Origin of the sequence: Pseudomonas sp. Root329 (assembly GCF_001424925.1) — a bacterium.
GTDB lineage: Bacteria > Pseudomonadota > Gammaproteobacteria > Pseudomonadales > Pseudomonadaceae > Aquipseudomonas > Aquipseudomonas arabinosi.
Genome location: NZ_LMCV01000002.1, coordinates 40,047 through 59,430 on the forward strand (window position 1 = coordinate 40,047; position 19,384 = coordinate 59,430).

The 19,384-nt window shown below is 58.5% G+C and carries 15 protein-coding genes; all 15 read left to right on the forward strand.

What is annotated here, in order from left to right; translation table 11 throughout:
- Nucleotides 1-6 precede the first annotated feature (6 nt).
- The 15 genes from uppS (at nucleotide 7) to ASC74_RS03180 (ending at nucleotide 19,384) form a co-directional block, all read left to right on the forward strand.
- Nucleotides 7-762, forward strand: coding sequence for a polyprenyl diphosphate synthase (uppS, locus tag ASC74_RS03110; RefSeq protein ID WP_033056297.1), 756 nt, complete (start codon nucleotides 7-9; stop codon nucleotides 760-762).
- Nucleotides 762-1,568 carry a phosphatidate cytidylyltransferase gene (locus ASC74_RS03115; protein ID WP_056739156.1) on the forward strand — a complete coding sequence of 269 codons (807 nt, stop codon included), beginning with the start codon at nucleotides 762-764 and terminating at the stop codon, nucleotides 1,566-1,568. Before uppS ends, ASC74_RS03115 begins: the two co-directional genes overlap by 1 nt.
- Entirely contained in the window at nucleotides 1,565-2,755 is a 1,191-nt protein-coding gene (gene ispC / locus ASC74_RS03120) for a 1-deoxy-D-xylulose-5-phosphate reductoisomerase (RefSeq protein WP_056739158.1), read from the forward strand. Before ASC74_RS03115 ends, ispC begins: the two co-directional genes overlap by 4 nt.
- Before the next feature lie 53 nt (nucleotides 2,756-2,808).
- Nucleotides 2,809-4,161: a sigma E protease regulator RseP gene (gene rseP, locus ASC74_RS03125; protein WP_056739160.1), complete on the forward strand. Its 1,353-nt coding sequence runs from the start codon at nucleotides 2,809-2,811 to the stop codon at nucleotides 4,159-4,161.
- Nucleotides 4,162-4,235: 74 nt separating this feature from the next.
- Nucleotides 4,236-6,626, forward strand: a complete 2,391-nt coding sequence (gene bamA, locus ASC74_RS03130; RefSeq protein WP_056739162.1) for an outer membrane protein assembly factor BamA — start codon at nucleotides 4,236-4,238, stop codon at nucleotides 6,624-6,626.
- A 45-nt stretch (nucleotides 6,627-6,671) separates the two neighbouring features.
- Nucleotides 6,672-7,175: an OmpH family outer membrane protein gene (locus ASC74_RS03135; protein WP_010462812.1), complete on the forward strand. Its 504-nt coding sequence runs from the start codon at nucleotides 6,672-6,674 to the stop codon at nucleotides 7,173-7,175.
- Nucleotides 7,176-7,177: 2 nt separating this feature from the next.
- Nucleotides 7,178-8,233 (forward strand): UDP-3-O-(3-hydroxymyristoyl)glucosamine N-acyltransferase, encoded by a 1,056-nt coding sequence (gene lpxD / locus ASC74_RS03140; protein ID WP_056739164.1) that lies wholly within the window; start codon nucleotides 7,178-7,180, stop codon nucleotides 8,231-8,233.
- 107 nt (nucleotides 8,234-8,340) lie between these two features.
- Nucleotides 8,341-8,781 (forward strand): 3-hydroxyacyl-ACP dehydratase FabZ, encoded by a 441-nt coding sequence (fabZ, locus tag ASC74_RS03145; protein ID WP_008154051.1) that lies wholly within the window; start codon nucleotides 8,341-8,343, stop codon nucleotides 8,779-8,781.
- Nucleotides 8,778-9,554, forward strand: a complete 777-nt coding sequence (lpxA, locus tag ASC74_RS03150; protein ID WP_033056289.1) for an acyl-ACP--UDP-N-acetylglucosamine O-acyltransferase — start codon at nucleotides 8,778-8,780, stop codon at nucleotides 9,552-9,554. The genes fabZ and lpxA overlap by 4 nt, the downstream gene beginning before the upstream one ends.
- Before the next feature lie 2 nt (nucleotides 9,555-9,556).
- Complete coding sequence (gene lpxB, locus ASC74_RS03155; RefSeq protein ID WP_056739165.1) at nucleotides 9,557-10,687, forward strand: lipid-A-disaccharide synthase; 1,131 nt, start codon at nucleotides 9,557-9,559, stop codon at nucleotides 10,685-10,687.
- Nucleotides 10,688-10,698: 11 nt separating this feature from the next.
- Complete coding sequence (rnhB, locus tag ASC74_RS03160; RefSeq protein WP_161990825.1) at nucleotides 10,699-11,325, forward strand: ribonuclease HII; 627 nt, start codon at nucleotides 10,699-10,701, stop codon at nucleotides 11,323-11,325.
- An 83-nt stretch (nucleotides 11,326-11,408) separates the two neighbouring features.
- Nucleotides 11,409-14,930 (forward strand): DNA polymerase III subunit alpha, encoded by a 3,522-nt coding sequence (dnaE, locus tag ASC74_RS03165; RefSeq protein ID WP_046046294.1) that lies wholly within the window; start codon nucleotides 11,409-11,411, stop codon nucleotides 14,928-14,930.
- 140 nt (nucleotides 14,931-15,070) lie between these two features.
- Nucleotides 15,071-16,018 (forward strand): acetyl-CoA carboxylase carboxyltransferase subunit alpha, encoded by a 948-nt coding sequence (locus tag ASC74_RS03170; protein ID WP_046046293.1) that lies wholly within the window; start codon nucleotides 15,071-15,073, stop codon nucleotides 16,016-16,018.
- Nucleotides 16,019-16,149: 131 nt separating this feature from the next.
- Nucleotides 16,150-17,478: a tRNA lysidine(34) synthetase TilS gene (tilS, locus tag ASC74_RS03175; RefSeq protein ID WP_056739168.1), complete on the forward strand. Its 1,329-nt coding sequence runs from the start codon at nucleotides 16,150-16,152 to the stop codon at nucleotides 17,476-17,478.
- 274 nt (nucleotides 17,479-17,752) lie between these two features.
- On the forward strand, nucleotides 17,753-19,384 hold the full coding sequence (locus ASC74_RS03180; protein ID WP_046046291.1) for a CTP synthase: 1,632 nt from the start codon (nucleotides 17,753-17,755) through the stop codon (nucleotides 19,382-19,384).

The window sequence follows — 19,384 nt, forward strand, 5'->3', positions numbered from 1 at the left end:
GTTTTCATGGAAAAGACCAAGCAGACTGCGCCGTCCGCGGTGCCGCGCCATGTCGCGATCATCATGGATGGTAATAATCGCTGGGCGAAAAAGCGCTTTATGCCGGGTGTCGCCGGTCATAAAGCGGGCGTGGATGCGGTTCGTGCGGTGATCGAGGTGTGCGCTGAGGCCGGGGTCGAAGTATTGACCCTGTTCGCCTTCTCCAGCGAGAACTGGCAGCGCCCGGCCGACGAGGTCAGCGCCTTGATGGATCTGTTCTTCAAGGCATTGCGTCGCGAGGCCAAGCGCCTGAACGAAAACAACATCAGTTTGCGCATCATTGGCGACCGTTCGCGCTTTCATCCTGAGCTTCAGGCTGCCATGCGTGAAGCTGAGGCAATGACGGCGGGCACCAATCGCTTCGTTCTGCAGATCGCTGCCAACTATGGCGGACAGTGGGATATCGCGCAGGCCGCACAGCGTCTGGCTCGGGAAGTTCAGGCCGGGCACCTGCGTCCGGAAGACATTACTCCGGAACTGTTGCAAACCTGCCTGGCTACCGGCGATTTGCCGTTGCCGGACTTGTGCATCCGTACCGGTGGCGAGCACCGCATCAGTAACTTCCTGCTGTGGCAACTGGCTTACGCCGAGTTGTACTTCTCCGACCTGTTCTGGCCGGACTTCAAACACGATGCCATGCGTACCGCGCTGGCCGATTTTGCTTCTCGGCAGCGCCGCTTCGGTAAAACGAGCGAGCAGGTCGAGGCTGGAGCCCGGGTTTAATGCTTAAACAACGAATCATCACCGCGCTGATCCTGCTGCCGATTGCCTTGTGCGGGTTTTTCCTGCTCGAAGGCACCGGTTTTGCGCTGTTCATCGGGCTGGTCGTGACCCTCGGTGCGTGGGAGTGGGCTCGCCTGGCGGGCTTCACTGAGCAGCCGGCCCGCATTGCCTATGCAGCTGTGGTCGCGATGATGCTGTTTGTCATGCATATCGTGCCTGGGCTCGCACCCTGGGTGTTGGGCGCTTCGGTGCTTTGGTGGGGCGTCGCAACCTATCTGGTGCTGACTTATCCACGCACCAGCGATCTTTGGTCCAGCGCTGCCTGCAAGTTGGTGATCGGTCTGCTGATCCTGCTACCCGCCTGGCAAGGTCTGATTCAGATCAAGCAGGAGTCTTTAGGCAACTGGCTGATCATGGCGGTGATGGTGCTGGTCTGGGGCGCTGATATCGGTGCTTACTTTTCAGGCCGAGCCTTCGGCAAGCGCAAACTGGCGCCACAGGTCAGTCCCGGCAAAAGCTGGGAGGGCGTCTACGGTGGCCTCGCGGTGAGTCTGGTCATTACTGTCATTGTTAGTCTGGTTCGAGACTGGACGGTGGCGCAGCTGTTCAAAGGTTTGATTGGTGCAGCCATCATCGTGTTTATCTCGGTGGTAGGTGATCTCACCGAAAGCATGTTCAAGCGTCAGTCCGGGATCAAGGACAGCAGTAATCTGCTGCCGGGTCACGGCGGCGTGCTGGACCGTATCGACAGCCTGACTGCAGCGATTCCGGTGTTTGCCGTGCTGCTGTGGATGGCGGCACCGTGAGCCGCCCGCAGCAGATTACCGTCCTGGGGGCGACCGGTTCGATTGGACTGAGCACGCTTGACGTCATCGCTCGCCACCCCGAGCGTTATCAGGTTTTCGCCTTGAGCGGTTACACCCGTCTGAGCGAGCTGTTGGCGCTGTGCGTTCGCCATACGCCGCGGTTCGCCGTGGTACCTGAGGCGGGTGCTGCCCGAGGCTTGCAGGACGACTTGCGCGCTGCTGGTCTGCCGACCCGCGTGCTGGTGGGTGAGGAAGGCCTGTGTCAGGTTGCTTCCGATCCTGAGGTCGATGCGGTCATGGCGGCCATCGTTGGCGCTGCTGGCTTGCGACCGACTCTGGCGGCGGTCGAAGCCGGCAAGAAAATCCTCCTGGCCAACAAAGAAGCACTGGTGATGTCCGGTGCGCTGTTCATGCAGGCGGTGCGCAAGAGTGGTTCGGTGTTGTTGCCGATCGACAGCGAGCACAACGCGATTTTCCAGTGCATGCCACAGGATTTCGCTCGTGGGCTGAGTGCCGTCGGGGTGCGTCGGATTTTACTCACGGCCTCTGGCGGTCCGTTCCGACAGACACCTATGGCTGAACTGGTGCATGTTTCCCCTGAGCAAGCGTGTGCCCACCCGAACTGGTCCATGGGGCGCAAGATTTCGGTGGATTCGGCCAGCATGATGAACAAGGGGCTGGAGCTGATCGAAGCCTGCTGGCTGTTTGATGCCAAGCCGTCCCAGGTCGAAGTGGTGATTCATCCTCAAAGCGTGATTCATTCCCTGGTCGATTACATTGATGGTTCGGTATTGGCCCAGTTAGGTAACCCTGACATGCGCACGCCGATCGCCAACGCGCTGGCCTGGCCGGAGCGAATCGATTCGGGTGTTGCGCCGCTGGACCTGTTTGCAATTGCGCGGCTGGACTTCCAGGCGCCTGATGAAGAGCGATTCCCGTGCCTGCGCCTTGCGCGTCAGGCGGCTGAATCCGGCAATAGCGCGCCGGCCATGCTGAATGCGGCGAATGAAGTGGCGGTCGCGGCCTTTCTCGACGGGCGGGTTCGCTACCCGGAAATCGCGAGTATCATCGAAGAAGTATTGAATCTCGAGCCCGTGGTTGCGGTTGACGATCTCGAGGCAGTGTTCACGGCTGACGCAAAAGCGCGAGTACTGGCCGAACAATGGTTGAGTCGTCACGGGCGGTAAGTGCTGCAATACGTTGACCCATGCGGCACTGGACAGGATTGCGGAGAAAGTAGATGAGCGCGCTCTATATGATTGTCGGCACCCTGGTGGCTTTGGGTGTGCTGGTCACCTTCCACGAATTCGGCCATTTTTGGGTCGCGCGTCGCTGTGGGGTCAAAGTGCTGCGTTTCTCCGTGGGCTTCGGTATGCCGTTGCTGCGCTGGCACGACAAGAAAGGCACTGAGTTCGTCGTCGCCGCGATCCCGCTGGGCGGTTACGTGAAAATGCTCGACGAGCGCGAAGGCGAAGTGCCGGCCGATCAGCTTGATCAATCTTTCAATCGCAAATCCGTCCGCCAGCGTATCGCTATCGTATCGGCGGGCCCGATTGCCAACTTTTTACTGGCGATGATTTTTTTCTGGGTGCTCGCCATACTCGGCAGCGAGCAAGTGCGCCCGGTCATTGGTGCAGTCGAATCCGGCAGTATCGCCGCCAAGGCTGGTTTGAGCGCGGGCCAGGAAATCATTGCCATCGATGGCGAGCCAACTTCCGGCTGGGCCGCGGTGAACCTGCAGTTGGTCCGTCGTCTTGGGGAGAGCGGTTCCCTGCAGTTGCTGGTCCGTGATCAGGGTTCCACGGTGGATTCGCCCCGTGAGCTGATGCTGGATAAATGGCTCAAGGGTGCCGATGAGCTCGATCCGATTCGTTCGCTGGGTCTACGCCCTTGGCGTCCGGCGCTGCCACCGGTCCTGGCCGAGCTTGACCCGAAAGGCCCGGCGCAGGCTGCTGGCCTGAAGACCGGTGACCGACTGTTGGCTCTGGACGGCAAGTCGCTTGATGACTGGCAGCAGGTGGTGGACACGGTCCGTATGCACCCTGATACCAAAATCATGCTGCGCGTCGAGCGTGATGGTGCTCAAATCGACGTCCCTGTGACGCTGGCCGCTCGCGGCGAGAAGAAGGCACCCAGTGGTTATCTGGGGGCTGGGGTGAAGGCAGTCGATTGGCCGCCAGAGATGATTCGCGAAGTGAGTTATGGTCCTGTGGCAGCGATTGGGGAGGGTGCTCGACGCACCTGGACCATGAGCGTACTGACCCTCGATTCGCTCAAGAAAATGTTGTTCGGTGAGCTCTCGGTAAAAAACTTGAGTGGACCGATAACCATTGCTAAAGTGGCGGGCGCTTCTGCCCAGTCGGGTGTCGCTGATTTCCTGAATTTCCTTGCTTATCTGAGTATTAGCTTGGGGGTTCTGAATTTGTTGCCCATTCCTGTACTGGATGGGGGGCATTTGTTGTTTTATCTGATCGAGTGGGCGCGTGGTCGCCCCTTGTCGGATCGGGTGCAGGGTTGGGGGATACAGATCGGTATCAGTTTGGTGATCGGGGTGATGTTGCTTGCTCTTGTCAATGATCTGGGTCGACTGTAACGCTTCGCTGAATTGCGAATCTGCCGCATTTTGCGGCAGTTTGTTTATTGCCAGTTGGAATAAGAAAGGACTTCATGAAACGTCTGCTGCTAACTGCGGTTCTCACCGTATTGATGATCGCCGAAGTTCACGCCGAGTCCTTCACTATCTCTGATATTCGCGTCAATGGCCTCCAGCGGGTCTCCGCGGGTAGCGTCTTTGGTGCTTTGCCGTTGAACGTCGGTGAACAGGCGGATGATCGTCGCCTGGTGGAATCCACTCGTGCGTTGTTCAAAACCGGTTTCTTTCAAGATATCCAGCTGGGCCGCGATGGCAACGTCCTGGTCATCACGGTAGTCGAGCGTCCGTCGGTCGCCAGTATCGAGATCGAGGGTAACAAGGCGATCTCCACTGAAGACCTGATGAAAGGCCTCAAACAATCCGGTCTGGCCGAAGGCGAGATCTTCCAGCGCGCCACCCTCGAAGGCGTGCGTAACGAGTTGCAGCGCCAATACGTCGCTCAGGGTCGCTACTCGGCTACCGTCGACACTGAAGTGGTGCCGCAGCCGCGTAACCGCGTTGGGTTGAAGGTCAATATCAACGAAGGCACCGTTGCTGCTATCCAGCACATCAACGTGGTGGGTAACACCGTCTTCCCTGAAGAAGACCTGATCGACCTGTTTGAACTCAAGACCACCAACTGGTTGTCGTTCTTCAAGAACGATGACAAGTACGCTCGTGAAAAACTGTCCGGTGACCTGGAGCGTCTGCGCTCCTACTACCTGGACCGTGGCTATATCAACATGGATATCGCTTCGACCCAGGTGTCCATCACCCCGGACAAGAAGCACGTCTATATCACCGTCAACGTCAATGAAGGCGAGAAGTACACCGTCCGTGACGTCAAGCTGAGCGGCGACCTGAAAGTCCCTGAAGACCAGGTCAAGTCCCTGCTGCTGGTCCAGAAAGGCCAGGTGTTCTCGCGCAAGCTGATGACCACCACGTCCGAACTGATCACCCGTCGTCTGGGTAACGAGGGTTACACCTTCGCCAACGTCAATGGCGTGCCTCAGCCTCACGATGAAGACCACACCGTCGACATCACGTTCGCCGTCGATCCGGGTAAACGTGCTTACGTGAACCGCATCAACTTCCGTGGCAACACCAAGTCCGAAGACGAAGTGCTGCGCCGTGAAATGCGTCAGATGGAAGGCGGCTGGGCTTCGACTTACCTGATCGACCAATCCAAGACTCGTCTTGAACGTCTGGGCTTCTTCAAGGAAGTCAACGTCGAAACACCGGCCGTGCCGGGCGTCGACGACCAGGTAGACGTGAACTACAGCGTTGAAGAACAGGCTTCCGGTTCGATTACCGCCAGCGTCGGTTTCGCCCAGAGCGCCGGTCTGATCCTCGGTGGTTCGATCACCCAGAACAACTTCCTGGGTACGGGTAACAAAGTCAGCATCGGTTTGACCCGCAGTCAATACCAGAGTCGCTATAACTTCGGTTATGTCGACCCGTACTGGACTGCCGATGGCGTGAGCCTGGGTTACAACGCGTTCTATCGCACCACTGACTACAAAGACCTCGACGTCGACGTAGCCAGCTATGCCGTAGACAGCCTGGGTGCAGGCGTGAGCGTCGGTTACCCGATCAGCGAGACTTCGCGTCTGACCTTCGGCCTGACTGCGCAACAAGACAAGATCAAGACCGGTCAATACACCGTTGACGAGATCTTCGACTTCGTTAACAGGGAAGGCGACAGCTACCTGAACTTCAAGGCCTCGGCCGGCTGGTCCGAGTCCACACTGAACAAAGGCGTATTGGCGACCCGTGGTCATTCCCAAAGCCTGACACTGGAAACCACCACGCCTGGCAGCGACCTGTCGTTCTTCAAGCTTGATTACCGTGGCCAGTTGTTCCAGCCATTGTCTGAAAACTACACCATGCGCCTGCACACCGAACTGGGCTATGGCGATGGTTATGGTTCTACCGATGGCTTGCCGTTCTATGAAAACTACTATGCTGGTGGTTTCAACTCGGTTCGTGGCTTCAAGGACAGCACCCTCGGTCCTCGCAGTACACCAAGTCGCGGTGCGGCTGTGACGGGTAATACCGGCACGCTGGCCGACCCGGACCAGGATCCGCTGCCGTTCGGTGGTAACGTTTTGATCCAGGGTGGTGTCGAGGTGTTGTTCCCGCTGCCATTCGTCAAGGATCAACGTTCCCTGCGTACTTCGGTATTCTGGGATGTGGGTAACGTATTCGACTCCAAGTGCGATAAAACGACGAACGCTAATGTCGGTTCAACCGCTCAAACAGAATGTAACGACATCAGCCTGAGCAACTTGGCCAGCTCCGTCGGTGTAGGCGTGACCTGGGTTACCGCACTGGGTCCTCTGAGCTTCGCGTTGGCCATGCCGGTCAAGAAACCGAATGACGCTGATACTCAAGTGTTCCAATTCTCCCTCGGCCAGACGTTCTAAGCGTCTGACCCAAGATAACGACAATGGATTTTGTAGGAGTGCATCGTGCGTAAGTTGACTCAATTGGTTCTCCTGGCGACCGTACTGGTAGCAGGTCCGGCTTTTGCCGACATGAAAATCGCCGTTCTGAACTATCAGATGGCTCTGTTGGAATCCGATGCGGCCAAGAAGTACGCCGTTGATGCCGAGAAGAAGTTCGGCCCACAGCTGAGCAAGCTCAAGACTCTGGAAAGCAGTGCCAAGGGCATTCAGGACCGTCTGATGGCTGGCGGCGACAAGATGCAGCAAGGCGAGCGTGAACGCCTGGAACTCGAGTTCAAGCAAAAGGCCCGTGACTTCCAGTTCCAGTCCAAGGAATTGAACGAAGCCAAAGCCGTTGCTGACCGTGAAATGCTGAAACAGCTCAAGCCGAAACTGGACAGTGCTGTGGAAGAAGTCATCAAGAAAGGTGCTTTTGACCTGGTCTTCGAGCGTGGCGCAGTGATTGATGTCAAACCTCAGTACGACATCACTCGCCAGGTTATCGAGCGCATGAATCAGCTGAAGTAACCATGACAGCGACTATAAAGCTCGGCCAATTGGCCGAGTTCCTCGGCGCCACACTGCGTGGCGACCCGGAGAAAGAAATCACTGGGCTAGCCACTTTGCAAGAGGCTGGCCCAGCTCAGTTGAGCTTTCTCGCAAACCCCCAATACCGTAAATACCTGGCTGACAGCCGGGCCGCAGCCCTGTTGCTGAAGGCCGCTGACGCTGAAGGTTTTGCAGGTAATGCGCTGGTGGTGCCTGATCCGTATCTGGCCTACGCGCGGATTTCCCATCTGTTCGATCCCAAGCCAAAGGCGGCTGCCGGTATTCATCCGACAGCGGTTGTGGCAGCGGATGCAGTGGTCGATCCGGCGGCGAGCATTGGCGCCTTTGCGGTGATCGAAAGCGGCGCGCGTATTGCTGCGGGTGTGACCGTTGGCGCGCACTGCTTCATCGGTGCCCGCTGCGAGATTGGTGAGGGCGGCTGGCTGGCCCCGCGAGTCACGCTGTACCACGATGTTCGCATCGGTAAGCGGGTGGTGATTCAATCGGGTGCCGTACTCGGCGGCGAAGGTTTCGGTTTTGCCAACGAGAAAGGTATCTGGCAGAAAATCGCCCAGATCGGTGGTGTGCTGGTCGGTGACGACGTGGAGATTGGCGTGAATACCGCTATCGATCGCGGTGCACTGGCCGATACCGTTCTGGGTAACGGGGTGAAACTCGACAACCAGATTCAGATCGCCCACAACGTCCAGGTCGGTGATCACACCGCCATGGCCGCGTGTGTGGGGATCTCCGGCAGCACCAAGATCGGCAAGCATTGCATGCTCGCCGGTGGCGTAGGGCTGGTGGGGCATATCGAGATTTGCGACAACGTTTTTATCACCGGGATGACCATGGTGACCCACTCGATTACCGAAAAGGGTTCCTATTCTTCCGGTACAGCCATGCAACCGGCAGCCGAATGGCGCAAAAGCGCGGCACGCATTCGTCAGCTCGATGACATCGCGCGGCGTCTGCGACAGCTGGAAAAGCGTGTAGGGGAAGTGACCCCTGACGGTAATGCTTCATCAGATGGCTGATACCATTTCAATATCAAGTGTGCACAGCCGCTAGACTGCCTCCTTGATTTGCTAGAGGGGTGCGCGTCAGTCGCGCCTCCCAATCTTTACATAGGCTTCCCCCCGAAATGATGGACATCAACGAGATTCGCGAATACCTGCCTCACCGTTACCCGTTCCTGCTGGTGGACCGGGTCGTGGATCTGGATGTGGAAGGCAAGCGCATTCGCGCTTACAAGAATGTCAGCATCAACGAACCCTTCTTCAATGGTCACTTCCCTGCGCATCCAATCATGCCGGGTGTGTTGATCATCGAAGCGATGGCTCAGGCTGCCGGCATCCTTGGCTTCAAAATGCTCGACGTGAAGCCTGCCGACGGCACGCTCTACTACTTCGTCGGCTCCGACAAGCTGCGTTTTCGCCAGCCCGTCACCCCAGGCGATCAGTTGATCCTCGAAGCCCGCTTCATCAGCTGCAAGCGTCAGATCTGGAAGTTCGAGTGCCAGGCTTCGGTCGATGGCAAGCCAGTCTGCTCTGCTGAAATCATCTGCGCGGAACGCAAACTATGAGTTTGATTGACCCTCGCGCAATCATCGATCCGACGGCTATCCTGGCCGACGGCGTCGAGGTCGGCCCTTGGTCGATCATCGGTGCAGGTGTGGAAATCGGCGAGGGGACAGTGATCGGGCCGCATGTGATTCTCAAAGGCCCGACCCGAATCGGAAAGCACAACCGCATCTACCAGTTTTCTTCGGTAGGCGAGGACACGCCCGATCTGAAATACAAGGGTGAAGAAACTCGCCTGGTCATCGGTGACCACAACGTCATCCGTGAAGGCGTGACGATTCACCGTGGAACCGTTCAGGACCGTTCTGAAACAACCCTGGGCGATCACAATCTGATCATGGCTTATGCCCACATCGGCCACGACAGCGTCATCGGCAACCACTGCATCCTGGTCAACAACACCGCGTTGGCGGGCCATGTGCACGTTGAAGACTGGGCGATCCTGTCCGGTTTTACCCTGGTTCACCAGTATTGCCATATCGGCGCCCACAGCTTTTCCGGTATGGGCACCGCCATCGGCAAGGACGTCCCGGCGTACGTTACGGTGTTTGGCAACCCGGCCGAAGCCCGCAGCATGAACTTCGAAGGCATGCGTCGTCGTGGTTTCAGCGAAGATGCGATCCACGCGCTGCGTCGTGCCTACAAGGTGGTTTATCGCCAGGGCCTGACGGTCGAACAGGCGCTCGCCGAACTGGCCGAGCCTTCGGATCAGTTCCCGGAAGTCGCGGTGTTCCGTGATTCCATCCAGTCTTCGACCCGCGGCATCACTCGTTAATCATGGCTAATCTGCGTATTGCGCTGGTAGCGGGTGAGGCTTCCGGCGACATTCTTGGCGCGGGTCTCATGCGCGCACTCAAGTCTCAGCACCCGGCAGTCGAGTTCATCGGTGTCGGCGGTCCGCTGATGCAGGCCGAAGGCCTGACCTCGTATTTCCCGATGGAGCGTCTTTCGGTCATGGGCCTGGTGGAAGTGCTGGGTCGCTTGCGCGAGTTGCTGGCACGCCGCAAGAAGCTGGTTGCCGACCTGATCGCCGAGAAGCCGGACGTATTCATCGGTATCGATGCCCCGGACTTCAACCTCAATATCGAACTCAAGCTGCGTCAGGCCGGGATCAAGACCGTGCATTACGTTAGCCCGTCGGTTTGGGCGTGGAGGCAGAAACGGGTGCTGAAGATTCGCGAAGGCTGCGATCTGATGCTGACGCTGTTCCCGTTCGAAGCAAAATTCTATGAAGAGAAGGGCGTGCCGGTGCGGTTTGTCGGGCATTCCCTGGCTGACGCCATCCCGCTGGAGGCCGATCGTGCCGCCGCGCGGGCTGAACTCGGCTTGCCCGACGGGCCGCTGGTTGCTCTGATGCCGGGCAGTCGTGGTGGCGAAGTTGGCCGGCTAGGTGCGTTGTTCCTCGATACGGCCCAGCGTCTGCGAGCCCTGCGCCCTGGTGTGCGGTTCGTCATGCCTTGCGCCGGCCCCGAGCGCCGCAAGCAGCTTGAAGAGCTGCTGGCGGGCCGAGATCTGCCGCTGACATTGCTCAACGGTAAATCCCATCTGGCCCTCGCAGCCTGTGACGCTGTGCTGATCGCGTCCGGAACCGCGACGCTTGAAGCGTTGTTGTACAAACGGCCGATGGTGGTCGCGTACCGCTTGGCACCGCTGACGTTCTGGATTCTCAAGCGCATGGTGAAAAGTCCCTACATCTCCTTGCCGAACCTGCTGGCCCAGCGCCTGTTGGTGCCCGAGTTGCTGCAGGACGATGCGACGGTTGAAGCCTTGGCCCAGACGCTGTCGCCACTGATCGAAGGCGGTGAAGAACAGACCCGCGGCTTCGATGAAATTCACCGTACCTTACGTCTGGACGCCTCCAATCAGGCGGCGGACGCGGTACTGAACCTGATCGGCAAAACACAATGAGCAAAGCAAGCATTCAGATGGGCCTGGACTTCACCCTGGTCGCCGAAGTTGAAGATCTGGTCGCCGGCGTTGACGAGGTCGGTCGCGGCCCGCTTTGTGGTGCTGTGGTGACAGCCGCGGTGATCCTCGATCCGAACCGTCCGATCCTGGGCCTGAACGACTCGAAGAAGCTCACCGAAGCCCGCCGCGAAAAGCTCTACGACGAGATCTGCGAAAAAGCCCTGAGCTGGTGCATCGCCCGGGCCGAAGTCGAAGAAATCGACGAGCTGAACATTCTCCACGCCACCATGCTGGCCATGCAGCGCGCCGTCGAAGGTCTGCACATCACGCCGAAACTGGCGATGATCGACGGCAATCGTTGCCCGAAACTGTCGATGCGTGCCGAAGCAGTGGTGCAAGGCGACGGCAAGGTACCGGCCATCGCAGCCGCGTCGATTCTGGCCAAGGTCAGTCGCGACCGCGAGATGGCAGCGTTCGAATTGATTTACCCGGGGTACGGCATCGGTGGCCACAAAGGCTACCCGACGCCTGTTCACCTGGAGGCGCTGGCCCGCTTGGGGCCAACGCCGATTCACCGCCGCTCGTTCGCCCCGGTACGCCTGGCTTACGAGGCGCGGGAAAACCTGATCGAGAGTTAGTCGCAAGGCTGATGTTTTTGGCAAGGCCCGGTACAATCCGGGCCTTGTTGTCTTCACGTTTCTAGTTTCTAGACAGGATCACTATGCCGGCTTCATTCGTTCATCTACGCCTGCACACTGAGTATTCCCTGGTCGACGGTCTGGTGCGGATCAAACCGCTGGTCAAGACCCTGGTCGGCATGAACATGCCTGCCGTAGCGGTCACCGATCAGAACAACATGTGTTCCCTGGTCAAATTCTATAAAGCCGCCATGGGCGCCGGGATCAAGCCGATCTGTGGCGCCGACCTGTGGCTGTCGAACAAGGATCCGGATAACGCTCTGAGCCGGATCAGCCTGCTGGCGATGAACGCCGTGGGTTATCGCAACCTCACCGAACTGATCTCCCGCGGCTTCATCGACGGCCAGCGCAATGGCTCGGTCATCATCGAGCGTGAGTGGGTGGCCGAAGCCAGCGAAGGCTTGATCATGCTGTCGGCGGCGAAAGAAGGCGAGATCGGCCTGGCCATGCTCAGTGGCAACCCGGCCGAAGCGGAAAACCTGGCACGCGAATGGATGGCCGTGTTCCCGGATCGTTTCTATCTGGAGATCCAGCGCACCAACCGCCCCAACGACGAAGAACAGCTGCACGGCGCCGTGGCCCTGGCTGAAAAAATCGGCGCGCCGCTGGTCGCGACCAACGACGTGCGCTTCATCAAGCAGGAAGACTTTGCCGCTCACGAAACCCGCGTTTGCATCGGTGAGGGCCGCGCCCTCGACGATCCGCGGCGTTCGAAGAATTACAGCGATCAGCAATACCTCAAAAGTGCCGAGGAAATGGCTGAGTTGTTCAGCGACATTCCCGAAGCGCTGGAAAACACCGTCGAGATTGCCAAGCGCTGCAACATCGAAGTGAAGCTGGGCACTCACTTCCTGCCCAACTTCCCGATCCCCGATGGCATGACCATCGACGAGTATTTCCGCAAGGTTTCCTTCGATGGCCTGGAAGATCGCCTGAGCGTTCTGCTGCCCAAGGACACCACCGAAGACTACGAAACCAAGCGTCAGGTCTACGTCGATCGGCTGAATTTCGAGCTGGATATCATCATCCAGATGGGTTTCCCCGGTTACTTCCTGATCGTTATGGACTTTATCCAGTGGGCCAAGAGCAACGGTGTGCCAGTAGGCCCAGGCCGTGGATCGGGTGCCGGGTCGCTGGTGGCCTATGTGCAGAAGATCACCGACCTCGACCCGCTGGAATATGACCTGCTGTTCGAACGTTTCCTTAACCCGGAACGGGTATCCATGCCCGACTTCGACGTCGACTTCTGCATGGACGGTCGCGACCGTGTAATCGACTACGTGGCCGAGAAATACGGCCGCAACGCGGTAAGCCAGATCATCACCTTCGGTTCCATGGCGGCCAAGGCTGTGGTCCGTGACGTGGCGCGGGTGCAGGGCAAGTCCTACGGTTTGGCGGATCGTCTGTCGAAGATGATCCCGTTCGAAGTCGGCATGACCCTGGAAAAGGCCTACGAACAGGAAGAAATCCTCCGTGACTTCATCAAGGTCGATGAAGAAGCTGCCGAAATCTGGGAAATGGCCCGCAAGCTTGAAGGCGTTGTGCGTAACGTCGGCAAGCACGCCGGTGGTGTGGTTATTGCCCCGACCAAACTGACTGACTTCTCGCCGATTTATTGCGATGAGGCCGGTGATGGTCTGGTCACCCAGTTCGACAAGGACGACGTTGAAGCTGCTGGCCTGGTGAAGTTCGACTTCCTCGGTCTGCGGACCCTGACGGTCATCGACTGGGCGCTGAAAACCATCAACCGTGATCGCGCCAAGGTTGATGAGCCGCCGCTGGATATCGCGTTCATCCCGCTGGATGACAAGCCGACTTACCAGTTGCTGCAAAAAGCTGAAACGACTGCGGTGTTCCAGCTTGAGTCGCGAGGCATGAAAGAGCTGATCAAAAAGCTCAAGCCCGACTGCCTGGAAGATTTGATTGCACTGGTGGCCCTGTTCCGTCCGGGCCCGTTGCAATCGGGCATGGTGGACGACTTTATCAACCGTAAGCACGGTCGCGCCGAACTTGCGTACCCGCACTCGGACTACCAGTACGAAGGCCTCAAACCGGTTCTGGCACCGACTTACGGCATCATCCTGTATCAGGAACAGGTGATGCAGATTGCCCAGGTCATGGCCGGTTACACCCTTGGCGGCGCGGACATGCTGCGTCGAGCCATGGGTAAGAAAAAACCCGAAGAAATGGCCAAGCAGCGCGGCGGTTTCATTGAAGGTTGCACGACCAACAATATCGACGCCGACCTGGCTGGTAACATTTTCGACCTGGTAGAAAAGTTCGCCGGTTACGGTTTCAACAAATCCCACTCCGCTGCTTACGGCCTGGTGTCCTACCAGACCGCCTGGCTGAAAACGCACTACCCGGCGCCCTTCATGGCCGCGGTACTGTCGGCGGATATGCACAACACCGACAAGGTCGTGACCTTGATCGAAGAAATTCGCACCATGAAGCTGCGTCTCGACGCGCCGGATGTGAATACTTCGGAGTTCAAGTTCACGGTGAATGACGAAGGCCGGATTATTTACGGCCTCGGCGCGATCAAAGGTGTGGGTGAAGGTCCGGTGGAAGCCATTACCGAGGCGCGTCAGGAAGGTCCGTTCAAGGATCTGTTCGATTTCTGCGCCCGTGTCGACCTCAAACGTATCAACAAGCGCACCCTGGACGGTTTGATCCGCAGCGGTGCGCTGGATCGTCTGGGGCCTTACTTCCATGACGAGCAGAAAGCCTATCAGGCCAATATCGACCGCAACCGGGCGGTCTTGCTGAACGCGATGGAAGGGGCGATCAAGGCGGCCGAACAAACCGCGCGTACCCACGACAGCGGTCATGTCGACCTGTTTGGCGGTCTGTTCGTCGAAGAAGATGCCGATGTCTACGCTAATCACCGCAAGGCCAAGGAACTGACCCTCAAGGAACGCCTGAAAGGGGAGAAAGACACCCTGGGCCTGTACCTGACCGGTCACCCGATCGACGAATACGAAGGTGAGATCCGCCGTTTCGCCCGCCAACGCATCATCGACCTGAAACCGGCCCGCGATACCCAGACCGTCGCGGGCATGATCATCGCCCTGCGAGTCATGAAGAACAAAAAGGGCGACAAGATGGGTTTCATTACCCTCGACGACCGCTCTGGACGGATCGAGGCCTCGCTGTTCGCCGAAGCATTCCATTCCGCGCAATCGTTGTTGCAGACCGACGCGATGGTGGTGGTCGAAGGCGAAGTCAGCAACGACGATTTCTCCGGTGGCTTGCGGCTACGGGTCAAGCGGGTGATGAGCATGGAAGATGCGCGCACCAATCTGGCTGAAAGCCTGCGCTTGAAGCTGCAAACCCAGGATTTGAAAGGCGATCAGCTACGCTGGCTCGGTGAGTTGTTCAAGCGTCACCGTGGCGCGTGCCCGATCACCATGGAATACACCAGTCCCGATGCGAAAGCCTTGTTGCAGTTCGGCGAGACCTGGCGGATCGACCCGGCGGATGCCTTGATTCAAGCCCTGCGTGACCAGTTCGGGCGAGACAACGTCTTCCTCCAATACCGTTGACGGTCCGGCCCTATAGCTAGGGCCTGATCTCGACCTGAATTTTTAATCTCGACCTGAACGCGCCTCTCCCTTAAGGTAGGGCGCGAATAGACAACCGGCCGGCCCAAGCTCTCTTGGAGGTCGACCCAAGACGGACGCCTATGAACCCGAATTTTCTAGATTTCGAACAGCCGATCGCCGACCTGCAAGCCAAGATCGAAGAGTTGCGCTTGGTCGGTAATGACAATTCGCTGAATATCGGCGATGAGATCTCCCGCCTGCAGGACAAAAGCAGCACGCTGACCGAAGACATCTTCGGCAAGCTGACCAGCTGGCAGATCGCGCGTCTGGCGCGTCACCCGAAACGTCCATATACCCTGGACTACATCGAACACATCTTCACCGAGTTCGACGAGCTGCATGGCGACCGTCACTTCTCCGACGACGCTGCGATCGTCGGCGGCATTGCCCGTCTGGACGACCAGCCGGTGATGATCATCGGTCACCAGAAAGGCCGTGAAGTGCGCGAGAAAGTTCGTCGCAACTTTGGCATGCCGCGTCCGGAAGGCTACCGCAAGGCCTGCCGCCTGATGGAAATGGCCGAACGTTTCAAAATGCCGATCCTGACCTTCATCGACACCCCGGGTGCTTACCCAGGTATCGACGCTGAAGAGCGCAACCAGAGCGAAGCGATTGCCTGGAACCTGCGTGTCATGGCACGCCTGAAAACCCCAATCATCGCCACCGTGATCGGTGAAGGTGGTTCCGGTGGTGCGCTGGCGATCGGCGTTTGCGATCAACTGAACATGCTGCAGTACTCGACTTACGCAGTAATTTCGCCGGAAGGTTGCGCTTCGATTCTGTGGAAGACCGCCGAGAAAGCGCCGGACGCTGCCGAAGCCATGGGCATCACTGCCGAGCGCCTGAAAGGCCTGGGTATTGTGGATAAAGTGATCGGCGAGCCTTTGGGCGGCGCACACCGTAATCCGGCCGCTGCGGCTGCATCGATCCGTGCCGAGCTGAGCTCGCAGCTGGCGATGTTGAAGAAGTTCGATAACGAAGCGCTGTTGGCTCGCCGTTACGAGCGTCTGATGAGCTACGGTCTCTGATCTGACCTCGGCTTCAATGTGGGAGCGGGCTTGCTCGCGAAGGCGGTATAACAGTCAACCGATGTGTTGAATGTTAAGCCGTCTTCGCGAGCAAGCCCGCTCCCACATTTGATTTGTGCGAAGTGATCGATATGAGTCAGTCCATGATTGATCTTCCTGCCAGGCTCTTGCTGAATCTCAAGCCTTGGCGCAACGCCGCAACCTGGCGCATCGCCTTCTCCGGTGGTCTCGACTCCACCGTTCTGCTGCACCTTCTCGTACACCTCGCAAAAACCGAATCCCTGCCAGCGCTAAGCGCCATCCATGTTCATCATGGCCTTCAGGCTGTGGCTGATGCGTGGCCGGATCATTGTCAGTCGGTCTGTGATGCGCTGGGTGTGCCGCTGCAGGTTGTTCGTGTGCAGGTTCAACCCGGCGCCAGCCTTGAGCGTGCAGCCCGGGATGCGCGATATGCCGCGTTCATCGAGGCGACTCAGGTCAATGAAGTGTTGATGACCGCCCAGCACCGTGATGATCAGGCGGAAACGTTGTTGTTTCGGCTATTGCGTGGGGCAGGGGTGAGGGGGTTGTCGGGGATGCCACGCCAGCGCCCGCTTGGTAAAGGGCAGTTGCTTCGGCCATTGCTCGATGTCACGCGGGCTGAGCTTGAAGCCTATGCGGCGGAGCATCGGCTGAGCTGGATCGAAGACCCATCGAACCAGGATCGGCAATTCTCGCGAAATTACCTGCGCCATCAGGTATTCCCGGTATTGACCGAGCGCTGGCCGCAAGCGGTAACGACCATGGCTCGCAGCACTGCGCATCTGAGTGAGGCACAGGGATTGCTCGATGAGCTTGCGCAAATCGACCTGGCCGGCGCCAGCACTGCCAATGATTTTGATTGGCTGGGATTGCCGTCCCTGGAACTGGGGGCATTGGAAACGCTGTCCGCTGCTCGTCAGCGTAATGCGTTAAGTCATTGGCTCGAACCGTTGACGAGACTGCCGGACAGTGACCATTGGTCGGGTTGGGAGAATTTACGTGATGCCACCGGCGATGCCTGCCCGATCTGGCGGCTGGCGGATGGCGAACTGCATCGGGCGGGTGGGCGTATCTGGTGGTTGTCCGGCCGTTGGTTGCGCCCGTCGCCCGCCGTCGGAAACTGGCCCGACCCCTCGCTATCGCTGGTGTTGCCGGACAACGGCGTGCTCACACTCACCGGCCAAATCCCCGATGGCCTGCTGCATATTCGCTATCGTGAGGGAGGTGAGGTGATGAATCTACCCGGTCGCGGCCATCGCGACTTGAAGCGATTGCTCAACGAAAGCGGCTTGCCGGGTTTCGTCCGTGGCAGATTGCCGCTGCTCTACCGAGGCGAGCAATTACTGGCCGTGGCCAACCTGCGGGGCTTGGACGGCAGTGCAAAGGACCGTTGGAATTTGCATTGGCAGCCGCCGCACGAAGATCTAGGTTTGAGCTGAAAGGGGCTTTCCGGTAGACTACGCTCCCTTCTTGATACAACTTCTGTGGATTCGCCTGAATTGCAGGAGTTGCCGATTACCAAGCAGTCTTTGCTGGGCGATTCCAAAAAATGTGTAGCGAGCAACGTACCGGTGTTTCATCTTCCGGTCTGTCCCAACGCGGCGGTTTTTTTGAAAGGTGCGCTGTGATTAATGCAGGTGATCGGGGGCTTCGGCCTTCCTTCGCTTTCCCCGGCGGCTCGGACCGCTTTAACGCAGACTTCTAGGGTTTTTCATGACGCGCTACATATTCGTCACGGGCGGTGTTGTTTCTTCATTGGGGAAAGGCATCGCATCGGCTTCATTGGCGGCCATCCTGGAGGCGCGGGGACTTAAGGTCACCATGCTGAAGCTGGACCCGTACATCAACGTTGACCCGGGCACCATGAGCCCGTTCCAGCACGGTGAAGTGTTCGTCACCCACGACGGCGCCGAGACCGACCTGGACCTGGGCCACTACGAGCGGTTCATCCGCACGACCATGACCCAGAACAACAACTTCACCACCGGCCGTGTCTACGAACACGTCCTGCGCAAAGAGCGCCGTGGTGATTACCTGGGCGCAACCATTCAGGTGATCCCGCACATCACCGACGAAATCAAGCGCCGGATCATCAAGGGCGCCGGCGATGCCGACGTGGCCATGGTCGAGATCGGTGGCACCGTGGGTGATATCGAATCCCAGCCTTTCCTCGAAGCCATCCGTCAATTGCGTTTCGAAGTCGGCGCCAAGCGCGCGATGCTGATGCACCTGACACTGGTGCCGTACATCGCCACTGCCGGCGAAACCAAAACCAAGCCTACTCAGCACTCGGTCAAGGAACTGCGTTCCATCGGCCTGCAGCCTGACGTGCTGGTTTGCCGCTCCGATCACCCGATCGACATCTCCTCGCGTCGCAAGATCGCTCAGTTCACCAACGTTGAAGAACGTGCGGTGATTGCGCTGGAAGACGCCGACACCATCTACAAGATCCCGGGCATTCTGCACGCCCAGGGCCTGGATGATTTCGTTGTCGAGCGTTTCGGCCTGCAATGTGGCGGCGCCGATCTGTCCGAGTGGGAAGCCGTGGTCGACGCCAAGCTCAACCCTGAGCATGAAGTCACCATCGCCATGGTCGGCAAGTACATGGAACTGCTGGACGCCTACAAGTCGCTGATCGAAGCGATGAGTCACGCCGGCATCAGCAACCGCACCAAGGTCAACCTGCGCTACATCGACTCCGAAGACATCGAAAACCAGGGCACTGCGCTGCTGGAAGGTGTCGACGCGATTCTGGTACCTGGCGGCTTCGGTCTGCGAGGCGTGGAAGGCAAGATCACCGCCGTTCAATACGCTCGCGAAAACAAGGTTCCTTACCTGGGCATCTGCCTGGGTATGCAAGTGGCCGTGATCGAGTTCGCTCGTAACGTGCTGGGCTGGAAAGACGCCAACTCCACCGAGTTCGATCGTGCGAGCGGTCATCCGGTCGTGGGTCTGATCACCGAGTGGGAAGATGCCACCGGCGCCGTCGAAACCCGTACCGAAACGTCCGATCTGGGCGGCACCATGCGTCTCGGCGCTCAGGATTGCCTGCTGGAATCGGGTTCCCTGGTGCACGATTGCTACGCCAAGGACGTGATCGTCGAGCGTCACCGTCACCGCTACGAAGTGAACAACAACCTGCTGCCGCAAATCATGGAAGCCGGTCTGAAAATCACCGGTCGTTCCGGTGATGGCGCCCTGGTAGAAGTGGTTGAAGCCCCGGATCATCCATGGTTCGTCGCTTGCCAGTTCCACCCGGAGTTCACCTCGACACCACGCGACGGTCACCCGTTGTTCAGCGGTTTCGTTAAAGCAGCTTTGGTTCAACACCAGAAGAAGGCGTAA

Bases quoted from the DNA above. Each gene is read 5' to 3' on its own strand.
- ASC74_RS03115 (WP_056739156.1), top strand. From the start codon at position 762: ATGCTTAAACAACGAATCATCACCGCGCTGATCCTGCTGCCGATTGCC.
- lpxD (WP_056739164.1), top strand. From the start codon at position 7,178: ATGACAGCGACTATAAAGCTCGGCCAATTGGCCGAGTTCCTCGGCGCC.
- lpxB (WP_056739165.1), top strand. From the start codon at position 9,557: ATGGCTAATCTGCGTATTGCGCTGGTAGCGGGTGAGGCTTCCGGCGAC.
- bamA (WP_056739162.1), top strand. From the start codon at position 4,236: ATGAAACGTCTGCTGCTAACTGCGGTTCTCACCGTATTGATGATCGCC.
- rseP (WP_056739160.1), top strand. From the start codon at position 2,809: ATGAGCGCGCTCTATATGATTGTCGGCACCCTGGTGGCTTTGGGTGTG.
- ASC74_RS03170 (WP_046046293.1), top strand. From the start codon at position 15,071: ATGAACCCGAATTTTCTAGATTTCGAACAGCCGATCGCCGACCTGCAA.
- ASC74_RS03180 (WP_046046291.1), top strand. From the start codon at position 17,753: ATGACGCGCTACATATTCGTCACGGGCGGTGTTGTTTCTTCATTGGGG.
- uppS (WP_033056297.1), top strand. From the start codon at position 7: ATGGAAAAGACCAAGCAGACTGCGCCGTCCGCGGTGCCGCGCCATGTC.
- lpxA (WP_033056289.1), top strand. From the start codon at position 8,778: ATGAGTTTGATTGACCCTCGCGCAATCATCGATCCGACGGCTATCCTG.
- fabZ (WP_008154051.1), top strand. From the start codon at position 8,341: ATGATGGACATCAACGAGATTCGCGAATACCTGCCTCACCGTTACCCG.
- tilS (WP_056739168.1), top strand. From the start codon at position 16,150: ATGAGTCAGTCCATGATTGATCTTCCTGCCAGGCTCTTGCTGAATCTC.
- dnaE (WP_046046294.1), top strand. From the start codon at position 11,409: ATGCCGGCTTCATTCGTTCATCTACGCCTGCACACTGAGTATTCCCTG.